This window comes from Amycolatopsis roodepoortensis (assembly GCF_024628825.1).
Lineage (GTDB): Bacteria > Actinomycetota > Actinomycetes > Mycobacteriales > Pseudonocardiaceae > Amycolatopsis > Amycolatopsis roodepoortensis.
In genome coordinates this window covers 7,599,986-7,614,190 of sequence record NZ_CP102415.1, presented here as the reverse complement: position 1 = coordinate 7,614,190, position 14,205 = coordinate 7,599,986, and the positions used below count along the sequence as shown (strand labels likewise).

Sequence of the window (14,205 nt, the reverse complement as noted above, 5' to 3'; positions counted from 1 at the left end):
TCACTTCACGAAGCTGGCGAAGTAGCCGGCCGCCATGTCCTCGTCGCCGTGTCCGGCCGCGGACGCGCGGGCGAAGCGGGCTCGACCGGCCTCGACGGCGTCCAGCCGGACACCCGCGCGGGTCGCGGCTTCCAGCACCAGCCGGGAGTCCTTCTCGGCGTTGTCGACCGAGAAGGCGGTGGTGTAGTCGTTCTCGAGGATCGCGGTGGATTTCGCCTGGAAGTAGCCGTTGTCCATCGGGCCTCCGGTGACGACGTCGACGAAATGCCGCGGGTCGACACCGAGCCCTTCGGCCAGCGAGAGTGCTTCGCCGACGCCGTGGGTCAGCGCGATCACCCAGGTGTTCAGCACCAGTTTGAGCCTGCTCGCCGCGCCGGTGCGGCCGTCTTCGCCGACCCACAGCGTGCGCTTGCCGATGGCGTCGAACAGCGGCTGGACGGTCTCGCGGGCCTCGGCGGCGCCCGCCGCCAGGACGATCAGCTGGCCCAGCTCGGCGGGCTGGCGGGTGCCCTGCACCGGCGCGTCGACGAAGACGAGGCCGTGCTCGTCCGCGTACGCGACCAGTTCGTCGACCGCGTCGCCGACGGTGCTGAGCTGGACCCAGATCGTTCTGGCGGCGGGGCCTGCCGCACGGATCGCCTCCAGTACCGCCGGGCCGTCGGTGAGGACCGTGATCACGACCGGCGCGCCCTCCACGGCCTCCGCGGCGCTCGCCGCGACCCGGACACCGTCCCCGGACAGGGCTTCGGCCTTGGCCGGGGTGCGGTTCCAGGCACGGACCTCGAACCCGGCCTTGCTCAGGTTGCGGGCGACCGGGGCACCGATGATTCCGGTGCCGAGCACCGCGACGGTCTTCGTCATGACTTGGCTTGCTCCCTGTCAGTAGTGGAATGGTCGTTAAAAATCCGGCGCGAAACCCGGAAGTCTCACAACGCCTGGACGGTGGTTTCGACGATCTGGGTGAGCGCCCGCCGGTCCGCGGTCTTTCCCAGCACCCGCATGCCGTACATCGCGGCGAGCGTGAACCGCGCCAGCGCCCGCGGGTCCCGGTCCGGGCCGATCTCGCCCGCCTCCCTCGCGGCGGCGAAGGCGGCGTGGAAGGCGTTCTCCACCCGTTCGAAGTCGTGGCGGACACGGGCGGTGACCTCGTCGTCGATCCCGCCGAGCTCGATGGCGGCGTTGACGGCGAGGCAGCCGCGATGCGCGGCCGAGGGGTCCAGCTCGTCGTCGGCGACGTCCATCAGGACCCGCCTGATCCGCGCCCGGATGGACTCCGGCCCGGCCAGCATCTCCTCGATGCGGACGGCCGTCGTCTCCTCGTACCGGCGCAGCGCCTCGCTGAACAGCTGCCGCTTGCCCGAGAACGTGTTGTACAGGCTCCCCCGGCCCAGCCCGGTGCCGTCGACCAGATCCTGGGCCGACGTGGCCGCGTATCCCTTGCGCCAGAACGTACTGACGGCGGCATCGAGCACTTCGGTGGGATCGAATCCCTTGGGGCGGGGCATGGCCGCAGCATGCCACGTTTTGTAACGATCGGTCAAATACGGGCCGGGACCTCAGTGTCCGAGCAGGCGCCGGATCTCGGTGACGGCCGCGCGGCCGGCCCGGTTCGCGCCGACCGTGCTCGCGGAAGGGCCGTAGCCGACGAGGTGCAGCCTCGGTTCGGCGACGACGCGGGTGCCGTCCATCCGGATGCCCCCGCCGGCCGCCCGCAGGCGCAGCGGCGCGAGATGGTCGATCGCGGCGCGGAACCCGGTGGCCCACAGGATGACGTCGGCGGGCTCGAAGGTGCCGTCCGCCCACTCCACGCCGTCCGGCGTGATCCGCTGGAACATCGGGTGCCGGTCGAGGATCCCCGCGTCGAGGCCGGCGCGCACCTCGGGCGTCACCGCCAGGTCGGTCACGCTGACGACGCTCTTCGGCGGCAGGCCCTCGCGGACACGCCGATCGACCTTCGCGACGGCCTCGCGGCCCCAGTTCTCGTTGAACGGCTCGTCCCGCCACACCGGCGGGCGCCGGGTCACCCAGCGCGTCGAGCGCGCGAACGGCGCGATCTCCAGCAACAGCTGGACGGCCGACGAGCCACCGCCGACCACGACGACGCGTTTCCCGCGGAAGTCCTCGACGCCGGTGTAGTCGGCGGTGTGCAGCTGACGGCCGCGGAAGGTCTCCTGCCCCGGATAGTGCGGCCAGAACGGCCGGTCCCAGGTGCCGGTCGCGCTGATCACCGCGCGCGCGGCCCAGGTTTCCGCCGCGCTCGCCACGACCAGCCGGTCGCCCTCGGCGCTGACCGACAGGACGTCGACGGGCCGGTGGACCGGGAGGTCGTAGGTGCGTTCGAAGCGGCCGAAGTAGTCGGAAACGACGTCGGCCGCGGGCAGCTTCGGATCCGGGGTGCCGAAGGCCATCCCGGGGAGGTCGTGGATGCCGTGGACCTTCTCGACGATCAGCGAAGGCCAGCGGTACTGCCACGCGCCGCCGGGCCGTTTGCCGTGGTCGAGCACGACGAAACCCGTCTCGTTGGCGAATCCCGCGCGGCGCAGGTGGTACGCCGCCGACAGACCGGCCTGCCCCGCCCCGATCACCGCCACGTCGACTTCGTGATCCGCCTTCATACCGGGTTCAACGGCTCCCGGAAGCAGCTATTTCCTTCTACGTCACTGTGTCCGCTGCGTCACAGCCCTCACGATGGCGACGATCAGGAGCACCCCGGCGAGCACCACCAGCACCGGCGCCGCCCGTTTGACGACGGATTCGCCCGCGTACTCCATCAGATCGATGGCTTCGCCCTCCGGCACCGGCTTCACCGCTTTCAACGGCGGGCGTTCTTCGGCCTTCTCAGGCTCAGGGGTACCGAGCTTGCCGGACAGGCAGTCCGCGAACGAGTCGAGGATCTTGCCGCCGACCTCGGAGATCATCCCGCGTCCGAACTGCGCCGGTTTCCCGGTGACCGCAAGCTCCGTGGCGACGGCGCCATGGGTGACGCCGTCCTTCTCGGTCAGGGTGAGCGTCACCGTCGCCGACGCCGTGCCCGCGCCGCGGGCGTCCTTCCCGGCGGCCTTGATGACCACCTTCTTCCCGTCGGCGTCCTTCTCGATGAACTGGCCGGTTCCCTTGTAGAGCAGGGAGATCGGCCCGAGCTTGACCTTCACCGTGCCTTTGAAGGCGTCCCCGTCGACTTCGGTGACGGTGGCACCCGGCATGCACGGCGCCACCCGTTCCGGATCGATGACGGCCTTCCAGACCTCGCCGACCGGGGCGGGAACGGTGAATTCGTGGTCGAGCCGCACGGGCCGACCTCCCTTCTGTGTCTCAGCTACCTGCCGCGGCGAGGACCGCCCGGCCGGTCAGCACCCGCGCGAGGTGCTGCCGGTATTCGACGTCGGAGTTGCCGTCGGCCGTGGGATTCGTGCCCTCGGCTGCGCGTTCGGCCGCGGCGCGGATCGCCTCGGCGGTGGCCGCGCAGCCGACCAGCGCCTCCTCGACCCCGGCCGCCCGCACCGGCGTCGAACCCATGTTGGTCAGCGCGACCCGCGCCTCCTCGATGGTGCCCGCCTCGGTGCGGACACAGGCCGCGACCGCGACCATCGACCACGCCTGCGCGACCCGGTTGAACTTCTCGTAGTGCGCGTGCCAGCCGGTGTGCTTCGGCACCCGGACCTCGACCAGGAGTTCGTCCGCGGCGAGCGCGGTGGTGAACATGTCCTGGAAGAAGTCCGCGGCGGCGACCGTCCGCCGCCCGCCCGGCCCGGCGACGACGAGTTCGCAGCCGAGCGCGAGAACGGGGGCGAGCAGGTCACCGGCGGGATCGGCGTGCGCGATGGCGCCGCCGAACGTGCCGCGGTGGCGGATCTGCGGATCGGCCACCGTGTCGGTGGCGGCCTTGAGCAACGCGGCGTGCTCGGCGACCAGCGTGTCCCGCTGGACGTCGTAATGCGTGGTCATCGAGCCGATGACCAGCGCGTCGCCGTCCTCGCGGACGCCGCGCAGCTCGGCGACCTTCCCGAGGTCGACCAGCGTGGTCGGGGTGGCGAGCCGCATCCGCAGCACCGGCAGCAGGCTCTGCCCGCCCGCCAGCACCTTGGCGTCCTCGCCCGCCTCGGCGAGCGCGCTGATCGCTTCGTCCACTGTGGACGGAGCGACGTACTCGAACGGGGCCGGGATCACTGGGCACCTCCGGTGGCGTCGATCGAACCGAGACCGCCACCGGCTTCGGAGCCGAGCCCGCCCGCGGCGGCCGACCCGTGCTGGATGGCGTGCCAGACCCGCATCGGGGTCAACGGCATTTCGATGTCGTTCACCCCGAAGTGCCGGACGGCGTCGACAACGGCGTTGACCACCGCCGGGGTCGAGGCGATCGTGCCCGCCTCCCCGACTCCCTTGGCGCCCAACGGGTTCGTCGTCGACGGGGTCTCGGTGCGGTCGGTGGTGAAGCTGGGCAGATCCGCCGCCGACGGGAGCAGGTAGTCGGCGAAGGTCCCGGTGGTCAGCGTGCCGCCTTCGTCGTGGACGGCCTCCTCGAACAACGCCTGGGCGATGCCCTGCGCGAGCCCGCCGTGCACCTGGCCTTCGACGATCAGCGGGTTGACGGCCACGCCGACGTCGTCGACGCAGACGTAGGAGCGCAACCGCACGCGCCCGGTCTCGGTGTCGACCTCGGCCGCGCACAGATGCGTGCCGTGCGGGAACGAGAAGTTCTCCGGATCGAACGTGTCCGACGAGTCCAGCGAGGGCTCGACGCCGTCCGGCAGGTTGTGCGCCGAGAACACGGCCCACGCGATGTCCTGGATGGACGTCGAGGAATCCGTGCCCTTGACCGAGAACTTGCCCGCCGAGAATTCGAGGTCGTCCTCGGAGCACTCCATCAGATGCGCCGCGATCGGCTTGGCCTTGGCGAGGACCTTGTCCGCCGCCTTGACCACCGCGATTCCGCCGACCACCAGCGACCGGGAGCCGTAGGTGTCCATGCCCTTGTGCGAGGACTGGGTGTCGCCGTGGATGACCTCGATGTCCTCGAACGGGACACCGAGTTTGTCGGCGACGATCTGGCTCCACGCCGTCTCGTGGCCCTGGCCGTGCGCGGAGGCGCCGGTGATGACCTCGATCTTGCCGGTGGGCAGCACGCGGATCTCCGCGTGTTCCCAGCCGCCCGCCGCGTAGTCCAGCGAGCCGAGCACCCGCGACGGCGCGAGACCGCACATCTCGGTGAACGTCGAGATGCCGATACCGAGCTGGACCGGGTCGCCCGATTCCCGCCGTTCCTTCTGCTCGCGGCGGAGGCCGTCGTAGTCGAAGAGTTCCTTGGCCTTGGCGGTGGCGGCCTCGTAGTTGCCCGAGTCGTAGGTCAGCCCGGCCACCGTCGTGAACGGGAACTCCTCGTGCTTGATCCAGTTCTTCTCGCGGATCTCCATCGGGTCCATGCCGAGTTCGACGGCGAGTTCGTCCATCATCCGCTCGATCCCGAACGTGGCCTCCGGCCGCCCGGCGCCGCGATAGGCGTCGGTGAGCGTGGTGTTGGTGAACACGTTGGTGCAGGCGAAGTGGTACGCCGGGAACTTGTAGATCGCGTTGAACATGAACGCGCCGAGGATCGGCACGCCGGGGCCGACGAGACCGAGGTACGCGCCCATGTCGGCGAGCAGTTCGACCTTGAGGCCGGTCACCGTGCCGTCGCGGTTCGCGGTGATGGTGATGTCCTGGATCTGGTCGCGGCCGTGGTGGGCGGCGACCATCGTCTCCGAACGGGATTCGTTCCACTTCACCGGTTTGCCGAGTCGCTTGGCGATGAGCGTCGACATCATCTCTTCGGGCAGCACGGCGATCTTGCCGCCGAACCCGCCGCCGACGTCGGGCGCGATCACCCGCACCTTGTGCTCGGGGAGCCCGAGCGTGGCCGCGGTCATCGTCTTGAGGATGTGCGGGACCTGGGTGGCCGACCACATGACCAGCTGATTGCCCGTCGGGTCGACCACGCACGCCCGCGGTTCCATGAACGCCGGCACCAGGCGCTGCTGGCGGAACCGCCGCTTGAGCACGACCTCGGAATTCGAGATCGCGTCCTCGACGCTGGAACCCGTTCCCGCGTCGGCGGAATCGAAGACCCAGACCGCGTTCTGGTTGGTGCCGAGATCTTCATGCACCAGCGGCGCGCCCTCGGCGAGCGCGTTCTCCAGACCGAGGACGACCGGCAGTTCGTCGTAGTCGACGTCGATCATTTCGAGGGCGTCGTGCGCTTCGGCCGAGGTGCGGGCGACGACCACCGCGACCCCCTCACCGGCGAAGTTCACCGTGTCCGAAGCGAGGATGGGCCGCCTCGGCGATTTCATGTCGGGCGTGATCGGCCACGCGCACGGCATGCCGATGGCGCCCTCGGGGTCGAGGTCCTTCCCGGTGAAGACCGCGACCACGCCGGGCGCGGATTTCGCCTCGGTGACGTCGATCGAGACGATCTTGGCGTGCGCGAACGGGCTGCGGAGCACCGCGAGATGCAGCATGCCGGGCAGGGTCAGGTTGTCGGTCCAGCGGGTCCTGCCGGTGATGAGGCGTTCGTCCTCCTTGCGGCGACGGGACTTGCCGACCTCCGGCTCGATCGTGGAGGTCATCACTCACCACCCGCGCCGACACGGGAAGCGGTGTCCGAAGCGAGCCGCTCGGCTTCGGGGCCGGCACCGGGCCGCATCTCGTGGGCGGCGTCGCGCACGGCGCGGACGATGTTCTGGTAGCCCGTGCAGCGGCACAGGTTGCCTTCGAGTCCTTCGCGGACCGCCTTCTCGTCCGGATCGGGATTGTCGGCGAGCAGGTCGATCGACTGCATGATCATGCCGGGAGTGCAGAAACCGCACTGGAGCGCGTGGTTCTCGTGGAAGGCCTTCTGCACCGGGTGCAGTTCGCCGTCGCGGGCGAGTCCCTCGATCGTGGTGACCTCGCAGCCGTCGGCCTGGACCGCGAGTACCGAACAGGATTTCACGCTGTGCCCGTCGAGGTGGACGGTGCAGGCGCCGCAGTTGCTGGTGTCGCAACCGACCACGGTGCCCACCTTCCCGAGCCGTTCGCGCAGATGGTGCACGAGGAGGGTCCGGGGCTCGACGTCGTCTGTGTAGCTGGTGCCGTCGACGGTGACGGTGATGCGCATCAGGCCTCCAAAAGCAAGAGAAACCCCGCGCTGGTCCGGGGTCGTTCGGGAGCGGCCGGTCATTCGGTTGTCACGGACCGACCCCGGAGCGACCGTGATCGGACTCACAGTCGAGCGTGCTACTCAGCGCCTGCCAGGGCAACCCCCACCAGGGGGTGACTCGCGAACGGCTCCGCAGATGCGGTTGTAATGAGGGAAAATCGGTGCAGATGCGGGGGAAGCGCGAGTGTCCATTCGGTACAGGGGGTCGTGAGTGGCGATTCGGGTTCTAACCCGAATCGCCACTCACGACCACGCCGGCGGCCAGACGGCGTTGGCCCCGGTGACCACGGTGGCGACCCGGTCGCCGGGGAGGTCGTGCACGGTCAGGGCGGCCAGTCCGGCGGCCCCGGCGGGTTCCGGCAGGACACCGAGGGTTTCCGCGCCCAGCCGCATGGCCGCGCGCAGATCGTCGTCCTCGACCAGCACGAAGTCGTCCACCAGCGACCGCAGGCGCCGGACGGATTCGGGTTCCGGGGTGCGGATCGAGATACCACCGGCGAACGAGTTCACCCGGTCGACGGTGACCGGCTCACCGGCCAGCCAGCTCGTCGCCATCGCCCGCGCCGACGTGGTCCCGACGCCGACGACGCGGACGTCCGGCGTGTGCGCCTTGAGCCAGAGCGCGACGCCGGCGATCAGCGCGCCGTCGCCGACCGGGAGCACGACCGTGTCGATCGCGCCCGCCGCCACCAGTTCCAGCCCGATCGTGCCCGCCCCTTCGGAGATCGCGGGATCACGGCCGTCGACCACGAACACGCGGTCCGGCGCTTCGGCGGCGAAGGCGGCCGCGGCGACCTTCACCTCGCCCTCGACCCTCCGCACCCGCGCCCCCAGGGTCTTGATCCGCCGCAGTTTGACCGGGGAGACGTCGGCCGGGACGAACACCTCGGCCCGCAATCCGCGTTTCCTGGCGGCGTACGCGACGGCCTGCCCGAAGTTGCCGCTGGTCCCGCACACCATCGTGGTCCCCGGCTCCAGCCCGGCGGCGAAGTAGTCCGCGCCCCGGCCTTTGAAGCTGCGCAACGGATTCAGCGTCTCGATCTTCACCAGCACGGAACGGCCGAGCCGTGCGTTCAGCTGTTCGTCGCCGTACTGCGGGGAGTTCAGGAAAACGGGATCGATCACCTTCGCCGCCTCGGCGACGTTGTCCAGCTTGAGGTCCATGACCCTCAAGCTAGGCCGGAGGCCGATCATGCCGATTGTAAATTTTCCCGCCCGCATGCAAAAATCTTGCGTGGCTCTCGACGAGATCGACCATCTGCTGCTCGACCTCGTCCAGGCCGACGCGGCGCGCCCCCTGCACGACTTGGGCGACGCCGTCGGCCTCTCCCCCAGCGCGGTGCAGCGGCGGCTGACCCGGCTGCGCGCCGCGGGTGTGATCCGCGCCGAGGTCGCCGTGCTCGATCCGGAGACGCTCGGCGCGGGGATGACGTCGGTCATCCTGGTCGCACTGACCGACGACGACGAAAAGCGCCACACGGCCTTCCGCGAGCGGATGCTGGCGGAGCCCCGCGTCCAGCACTGCTACAGCATCGTCGGGCAGTGGGACTACGTCGTCGTGCTGCTCACCCCGGATCTCAAGGCGAGCCGGTACCTGTCCAGGAAGCTGTTCGACAAGCACGTCAAACGGTTCGAGACCCTGCCCGCGTTCGAGGTGGTCAAATCGAGCCAGGCGGTGCCGGTGCCCGGTGTCAGCCGTGGATCCGGCCGCTGAGCTCGGCGAGCCGCGAGCCCGAACCGCCCCACCGCAGCGCGATGATCTCGGCCGCGATCGACACCGCGGTCTCCTCGGGGGTCCGCGCGCCGAGGTCGAGGCCGATCGGCGATGACAGCCTTTCGAGCTCCGCCTCGGTGACCCCGGCCTCGCGCAGCCGCGCGAACCGGTCGTCGTGGGTCTTGCGCGAGCCCATCGCGCCGACGTAGCCGACGTCGAGGCGCAACGCGACCTCCAGCAACGGAACGTCGAACTTCGGGTCGTGGGTGAGCACGGCGATCGCGGTCCGGCCGTCGACCCGGCCGGCGTCGGCTTCGGCCTTGAGGTAGCGGTGCGGCCAGTCGACGACGACCTCGTCGGCGTCGGGGAACCGGCTCTTCGTCGCGAACACGGGCCGCGCGTCGCAGACCGTGACCTGGTAGCCGAGGTACGCACCCATCTTCGCCATCGCGGCGGCGAAGTCGATCGCGCCGAAGACCAGCAGGCGCGCGGGCGGCTCGAAGGAGTTGACGAAGACCGTCATCCCCTCGCCGCGGCGCTGCCCGTCCGGCCCGTAGTGCAGGGTGCCCGTGCGGCCGCCGGCGAGCATGCCGCGCGCGTCGTCGACGACGGCGTCGTCCATCCGCGAGGAACCGAGCGAACCCGCGACACGATCCGGCCAGACGACGAGATGCTCGCCGACCATGCCCTCCCGCTCGTGCTCGATCACCGTGACCACGGCGACCGGCTGTCCACTGTGGACCGATTCGACGACGTCGCCGAGCTCCGGCATCGAGTCGCGGTCGATGTGCTGGACGTAGATGTCGATGATCCCGCCGCAGGTCAGCCCCACGGCGAAGGCGTCGTCGTCGGACACGCCGTAGCGCTGCAGCACGGGCGCGCGTCCGGCGACCACCTGCTGCGCGAGCTCGTAGACGGCGCCCTCGACGCAGCCACCGGAGACGCTGCCGGTGACCGTGCCGTCCGGGGCGACGAGCATCGCCGCGCCGGGGCTCCGCGGCGCCGACGAGAACGTCGCCACCACCGTGCCGACCCCCACCGTCTCGCCTGCCGCCCAGCGGCGGTGCAGTTCGTCCAGTACGTCACGCATCGGCGATCTCCACGAGAAGTCGTTCCAATGTGGCCAAACTGTGCCCGGCGAGCAGCCGATCGAGGTGCGGGAGCGCGGCCACGATGCCGGACTGCACGGGAGCGTAACCCGCCCGCCCCGCGTGCGGATTCACCCAGAATACGACGTGCGCGAGCCTCCGCAGCCTCGCGAGCTGCTCGCCGAGCAGGCCGGGGTCGCCCCGTTCCCAGCCGTCGGAGAACACGGTGACCACGGATCGCCTGGCCACACCGCGTTGTCCCCACCGGTCGAGGAACGCCCGCAAGGTCTCGCCGAGCCTGGTCCCGCCCGCGAAATCGGGGACCGCGGCGGCCGCGGCGAGCATCGCGTGCTCGGGATCGCGCAGCCGGAGCTGCCGGGAGACCCTGGTGAGCCGGGTGCCCAGGGTGAACACCTCGACCCGGCCGGGAGCGCGCCGCGCCACGACGTGCGCGAACCGCAGCAGGGAGTCGGCGTACGGCCCCATCGAGCCGGAGACGTCGATCAGGAGGACGACGCGGCGCGGTTTGCTCCCCTTCCGCCGGTACGCCAGGCGCACGGGCTCGCCGCCCCCGGCCAGCATCGCGCGGAGCGTGCGCGACGGATCGAGCGTGCCCCGCCGGGCGGCGCGACGGCGTGGGGACGGACGAACCGGGAGCGCCGGGCGCAGTTTCGCGAGCAGTTCCCGCAGGTGGGCGCGTTCGGCGACACTCAGCTCGGCGAGATCGCGGTGCCGCAGGATCTCTTCGTCGCTCGCCGCGACGCGGAGTTCGTCGGGCTCCGCGCCGGACTCGCCTTGGCCCGCCTGCGCGAGGGTGGCGATCCTGGCCCGCTTCGGGGCCGCTTCCCGGCTTCGCCGCCGCGGTCCGGTTTCCTTTTCGGTGAACCAGCCGTCGAACGCGGCGTCGTAGCGCGGGAGGTCGTCGGGATCCGCGCACAGCGTCAACCGGCCGGCCCAGTACAGCTGGTCCGGATCGGCCAGGTCGATCTCGCCGACGGCTCCGAGGTACGCCTGCACTCGGTGCGCGTCGCACGGCAAACCGGCTTCGCGCAATGCCTCCGCGAAGCCGACGAAGCCCGCCAGTGGATCGCTCACCCCTCCATTGTGCGCGCGTTTCGTCCTCTGGATGCGGTACTTGCGCGTGCAAGTACCGCATCCAGAGGACGAAACGCGCGTCAGCGGCGGGCGAAGACGGGGGTCTTCTCGCGCAGGGGACCCATGCCGCCCAAGAAGGCCGCGAGGGCGATGAGCCGCGGGAACCGGTCCGAGACGCGAAGCGGCAACGGCACGGTCCGCTCGTTCAGCGTCCCGTCGAGAGCGGGCTCGATGAGCCTCTTGTGCTCCTCCAGTTGCTGCTTCTGGGCGAGCGAGACGATCACGGATCGCCGTCGCTGCACGCGGGCGAGATCCCGGGCGGTCAGTGTCCCGCGCAGCAGCGGGGCGGCGAGGATCCGCGCGGCCGCCACGGCGTCCTGCACCGCGATGTTGACCCCCATTCCGCCGGCCGGTGACATCGCGTGCGCGGCGTCGCCGATGCAGAGCACCCGGCCGGAGTACCAGCGCGACAGCTTGGACATCCGCACCTTCAGCAGTTTGACGTCGTCCCAGCCGCGGATCTCGTTCACTTGCCGGTCGTTCCAGCCGAACAGGCCGCCGATCCGCTCCCGGAACCTGTCGATCCCTTCGGCGCGCTGCGCGGCGTCCTGCCCCTTCCGGATCAGGTACGACGTCTGGAAGTAGTCGCCGCGGTCCATGGTCATCCCGGCGAGCCCGCCCTCGAACCGGCCGAACACCTGCGCTTCCTTGCCGGTGTCCTCGAGTTTCGGCACCCGGACCCACCAGACGTCCATCGGCACCTCGTACTCCTTCGGCACGAGCCCCGCCTCGGCGCGGATCAGCGAGTCCCGGCCGTCACAGCCCACCACGAGCGGTGCGGCCAGTTCGCGTTCCTCACCGTCGGCGTCTCGATAACGCACGCCGCCGCCCTCGCGCAGACCGAGCACTTCGGCTCCCATTCGCAGGGTGAACGTCGGTTCCCCGGCCGCGGCTTCGGCGAGCAGGTTCAGGAAATCCCATTGCGGAACCATCGCGATGTATTTGTGCGGCCCCGGAATTCGGCTGAAATCGGCGGCGACGATGGTCGCGCCGCCGATCAGCAACCGCATCTTCTCCAGCCGTCGCGACGGCAATTCCGCGAAACGCGCACCGAGCCCGAGTTCGTCGAGCAGCATCAGCGTCGGCGGATGCACCGTGTCACCGCGGAAATCGCGAAAGAAGTCGTGGTGCTTTTCGAGAACGGTGACCTCGACCCCGGCCCGCGCCAACAGGAGCCCGAGCACCATCCCCGCCGGACCGCCCCCCACCACACAGCACTGTGTACGTTCCATGGTCGAGTTGTAGCGCGCGGAATGCCGCCGCCGCCATGGACCTAGGTCCTGTCGAGAGGCCGCCTCCTGGCCGACGCGTGTCGCGAAAGCCACTTTCGCGACGCCTGATGTCCCGAAAGTGGCTTTCGCGACACCGTCACCCTTTGCCTTACCTCTCGCGAAGTCCCGCGATGAGCACCCCGACCATCTTGCGCGCGTTGTAGCGCGGATCGCTTTCGGCGCCGATGCAGAGGTTCCCGACGCCGCGCATCACTTCGAGCGCCTCGAGATCGGAGCGGATCTCCCCCGCTTCCGCCGCCGCGCCGAGCAGCCGGGCGCACACCGGCAGGAGGGTGTCGAGGAAGTAGGTGTGCAGCGTCTCGAATCCGGCGTTGTCGGACTGCAGCACCGCCGCCAGCCCGTGTTTGGTGACCAGGAAATCGACGAAGAGGTCGATCCAGCGCCGCAACGCCTCATAGGGGGAGTCGCTCGACGCCAGCAGTTCCGGCCCCGCTTCGGCGCACGCGTCGACCTGATGCCGGTAGACGGCGACGATGAGGTCGGCCCTGGTCGGGAAATGCCGGTAGATCGTGCCCATCCCGACGCCGGCCTTGGCCGCGATGTCGCGGACCGGCGCCTCGACGCCCGAGGTGACGAAGACCGCGGCCGCGGCGTCGAGCAGGGTCTTCTCGTTGCGACGGGCGTCCGCGCGTTTGGACTTGGTGCCCTCTTCACTCATCACGCCACTCCTCTGCCAGCGGGCTTGCCAAACGGAACACTGCTCCGTATCGTTAGCGGAGCAGTGTTCCGCTTGCTTATTTTGCCATGGAGGACATCGTCATGCAGTACCGCACCTTGGGCAGGACCGGCGTGCAGGTCAGCACCCTCGCGCTCGGCGCGATGAACTTCGGCGCGATCGGGCGCACCACCCAGGACGAGGCCACCGCCATCGTCGACGCCGCCTTGGCCGCCGGTGTCAACCTGATCGACACCGCGGACATGTACAGTGCCGGGCAGTCGGAGGAGATGGTCGGCAAGGCCATCGCGGGCCGCCGTGAGGACATCGTGCTGGCCACGAAGGCGAGCATGCCGATGGGTGACGAGCGCAACCACCAGGGCGCTTCACGCCGCTGGCTGGTCACCGAGCTGGACAACAGCCTGCGGCGCCTCGGCGTCGACCACGTCGACCTGTACCAGATCCACCGCTGGGACCCGAAGACCAGCGACGAGGAAACCCTTTCCGCGCTGACGGATCTACGGCAGGCGGGGAAGATCCGCTACTTCGGTTCGTCGACGTTCCCCGCGTATCGCATCGTGCAGGCGCAGTGGGCCGCCCGCGAACTCCGTATGGGCCGCTACGTCACCGAGCAGCCCAGCTACTCGATCCTCCAGCGCGGGATCGAAGCGCAGGTCCTGCCGGTGACCGAGGAATACGGGATGGGCGTGCTCGCGTGGAGCCCGCTGGCGTCCGGCTGGCTGTCCGGCGCGGTCCGGGAAGGCCGGGAGATCAGCACGAACCGTTCGGCGGTCATGCCCCAGCGCTTCGACCTCGCCCGGCCCGCCAACCGGGCCCGGCTGGAAGCCGTCGAACGGCTGATCAAGGTCGCCGACCAGGCCGGGCTGACCCTGATCCAGCTCGCACTCGGCTTCGTCGTCGCGCATCCGGGGGTGACGAGCGCGATCATCGGCCCCCGCACGCTGGAGCACCTCGAGTCACAGCTCGCCGCCGCGGACACCGTGCTCTCCGCCGACGTCCTCGACGCGGTCGACGAGATCGTGGCCCCGGGCACCGACCTGGCCCCGGAGGAGAAGCACGACACCCCGCCCGCCTTGCTCGACGCGTCGCTGCGGCGCCGCTGATGC

The 14,205-nt window shown here is 70.1% G+C and carries 14 protein-coding genes; 2 read left to right on the top strand and 12 right to left on the bottom strand.

Annotated elements, in window-relative coordinates; all coding sequences use genetic code 11:
• The 8 genes from NQK81_RS36680 to NQK81_RS36645 all read right to left on the bottom strand — a co-directional run bounded on the left by NQK81_RS36680 (position 1) and on the right by NQK81_RS36645 (position 8,338).
• Complete coding sequence (locus NQK81_RS36680) at positions 1-861, bottom strand: NAD(P)-dependent oxidoreductase (protein ID WP_257485136.1); 861 nt, start codon at positions 859-861, stop codon at positions 1-3.
• A 65-nt stretch (positions 862-926) separates the two neighbouring features.
• Positions 927-1,505, bottom strand: a complete 579-nt coding sequence (locus NQK81_RS36675) for a TetR/AcrR family transcriptional regulator (protein WP_257485135.1) — start codon at positions 1,503-1,505, stop codon at positions 927-929.
• A 51-nt stretch (positions 1,506-1,556) separates the two neighbouring features.
• Positions 1,557-2,615, bottom strand: a complete 1,059-nt coding sequence (locus NQK81_RS36670) for an NAD(P)-binding domain-containing protein (protein WP_257485134.1) — start codon at positions 2,613-2,615, stop codon at positions 1,557-1,559.
• A 42-nt stretch (positions 2,616-2,657) separates the two neighbouring features.
• On the bottom strand, positions 2,658-3,290 hold the full coding sequence (locus tag NQK81_RS36665) for an SRPBCC family protein (protein WP_257485133.1): 633 nt from the start codon (positions 3,288-3,290) through the stop codon (positions 2,658-2,660).
• Positions 3,291-3,312: 22 nt separating this feature from the next.
• Complete coding sequence (locus NQK81_RS36660; RefSeq protein WP_126733480.1) at positions 3,313-4,167, bottom strand: FAD binding domain-containing protein; 855 nt, start codon at positions 4,165-4,167, stop codon at positions 3,313-3,315.
• Positions 4,164-6,602: a xanthine dehydrogenase family protein molybdopterin-binding subunit gene (locus tag NQK81_RS36655; RefSeq protein WP_257485132.1), complete on the bottom strand. Its 2,439-nt coding sequence runs from the start codon at positions 6,600-6,602 to the stop codon at positions 4,164-4,166. The genes NQK81_RS36660 and NQK81_RS36655 overlap by 4 nt, the downstream gene beginning before the upstream one ends.
• Positions 6,602-7,132 carry a (2Fe-2S)-binding protein gene (locus NQK81_RS36650; protein ID WP_016336316.1) on the bottom strand — a complete coding sequence of 177 codons (531 nt, stop codon included), beginning with the start codon at positions 7,130-7,132 and terminating at the stop codon, positions 6,602-6,604. The genes NQK81_RS36655 and NQK81_RS36650 overlap by 1 nt, the downstream gene beginning before the upstream one ends.
• 285 nt (positions 7,133-7,417) lie before the next feature.
• Positions 7,418-8,338: a threonine ammonia-lyase gene (locus NQK81_RS36645; protein WP_257485131.1), complete on the bottom strand. Its 921-nt coding sequence runs from the start codon at positions 8,336-8,338 to the stop codon at positions 7,418-7,420.
• 70 nt (positions 8,339-8,408) lie between these two features.
• Here NQK81_RS36645 and NQK81_RS36640 point away from each other — a divergent pair, with 70 nt between their 5' ends.
• The gene (locus tag NQK81_RS36640) at positions 8,409-8,888 is read left to right on the top strand and encodes an Lrp/AsnC family transcriptional regulator (protein WP_257485130.1); all 480 of its coding nucleotides are present in this window, start codon (positions 8,409-8,411) and stop codon (positions 8,886-8,888) included.
• On the opposite strand, the gene NQK81_RS36635 is transcribed toward NQK81_RS36640, so the two are convergent.
• From NQK81_RS36635 to NQK81_RS36620, 4 genes are all read right to left on the bottom strand, one after another.
• Positions 8,866-9,978, bottom strand: a complete 1,113-nt coding sequence (locus tag NQK81_RS36635; protein ID WP_257485129.1) for an XdhC family protein — start codon at positions 9,976-9,978, stop codon at positions 8,866-8,868. The two genes, NQK81_RS36640 and NQK81_RS36635, sit on opposite strands and share 23 nt — an antisense overlap.
• Entirely contained in the window at positions 9,971-11,071 is a 1,101-nt protein-coding gene (locus NQK81_RS36630) for a vWA domain-containing protein (protein ID WP_257485128.1), read from the bottom strand. The genes NQK81_RS36635 and NQK81_RS36630 overlap by 8 nt, the downstream gene beginning before the upstream one ends.
• 80 nt (positions 11,072-11,151) lie before the next feature.
• Positions 11,152-12,363 (bottom strand): FAD-dependent oxidoreductase, encoded by a 1,212-nt coding sequence (locus NQK81_RS36625; protein WP_257485127.1) that lies wholly within the window; start codon positions 12,361-12,363, stop codon positions 11,152-11,154.
• A 148-nt stretch (positions 12,364-12,511) separates the two neighbouring features.
• On the bottom strand, positions 12,512-13,081 hold the full coding sequence (locus NQK81_RS36620; RefSeq protein WP_257485126.1) for a TetR/AcrR family transcriptional regulator: 570 nt from the start codon (positions 13,079-13,081) through the stop codon (positions 12,512-12,514).
• Between the two features lie 101 nt (positions 13,082-13,182).
• Between NQK81_RS36620 and NQK81_RS36615 the strand changes: the two genes are divergently transcribed.
• Positions 13,183-14,202 (top strand): aldo/keto reductase, encoded by a 1,020-nt coding sequence (locus NQK81_RS36615; RefSeq protein WP_257489919.1) that lies wholly within the window; start codon positions 13,183-13,185, stop codon positions 14,200-14,202.
• Positions 14,203-14,205: the final 3 nt, after the last annotated feature.

Excerpts from the sequence above, each read along its gene's own strand:
- NQK81_RS36680 (WP_257485136.1), bottom strand. The coding sequence starts at position 861 with ATGACGAAGACCGTCGCGGTGCTCGGCACCGGAATCATCGGTGCCCCG.
- NQK81_RS36635 (WP_257485129.1), bottom strand. The coding sequence starts at position 9,978 with ATGCGTGACGTACTGGACGAACTGCACCGCCGCTGGGCGGCAGGCGAG.
- NQK81_RS36650 (WP_016336316.1), bottom strand. The coding sequence starts at position 7,132 with ATGCGCATCACCGTCACCGTCGACGGCACCAGCTACACAGACGACGTC.
- NQK81_RS36620 (WP_257485126.1), bottom strand. The coding sequence starts at position 13,081 with ATGAGTGAAGAGGGCACCAAGTCCAAACGCGCGGACGCCCGTCGCAAC.
- NQK81_RS36645 (WP_257485131.1), bottom strand. The coding sequence starts at position 8,338 with ATGGACCTCAAGCTGGACAACGTCGCCGAGGCGGCGAAGGTGATCGAT.
- NQK81_RS36675 (WP_257485135.1), bottom strand. The coding sequence starts at position 1,505 with ATGCCCCGCCCCAAGGGATTCGATCCCACCGAAGTGCTCGATGCCGCC.
- NQK81_RS36615 (WP_257489919.1), top strand. The coding sequence starts at position 13,183 with ATGCAGTACCGCACCTTGGGCAGGACCGGCGTGCAGGTCAGCACCCTC.
- NQK81_RS36655 (WP_257485132.1), bottom strand. The coding sequence starts at position 6,602 with ATGACCTCCACGATCGAGCCGGAGGTCGGCAAGTCCCGTCGCCGCAAG.
- NQK81_RS36670 (WP_257485134.1), bottom strand. The coding sequence starts at position 2,615 with ATGAAGGCGGATCACGAAGTCGACGTGGCGGTGATCGGGGCGGGGCAG.
- NQK81_RS36625 (WP_257485127.1), bottom strand. The coding sequence starts at position 12,363 with ATGGAACGTACACAGTGCTGTGTGGTGGGGGGCGGTCCGGCGGGGATG.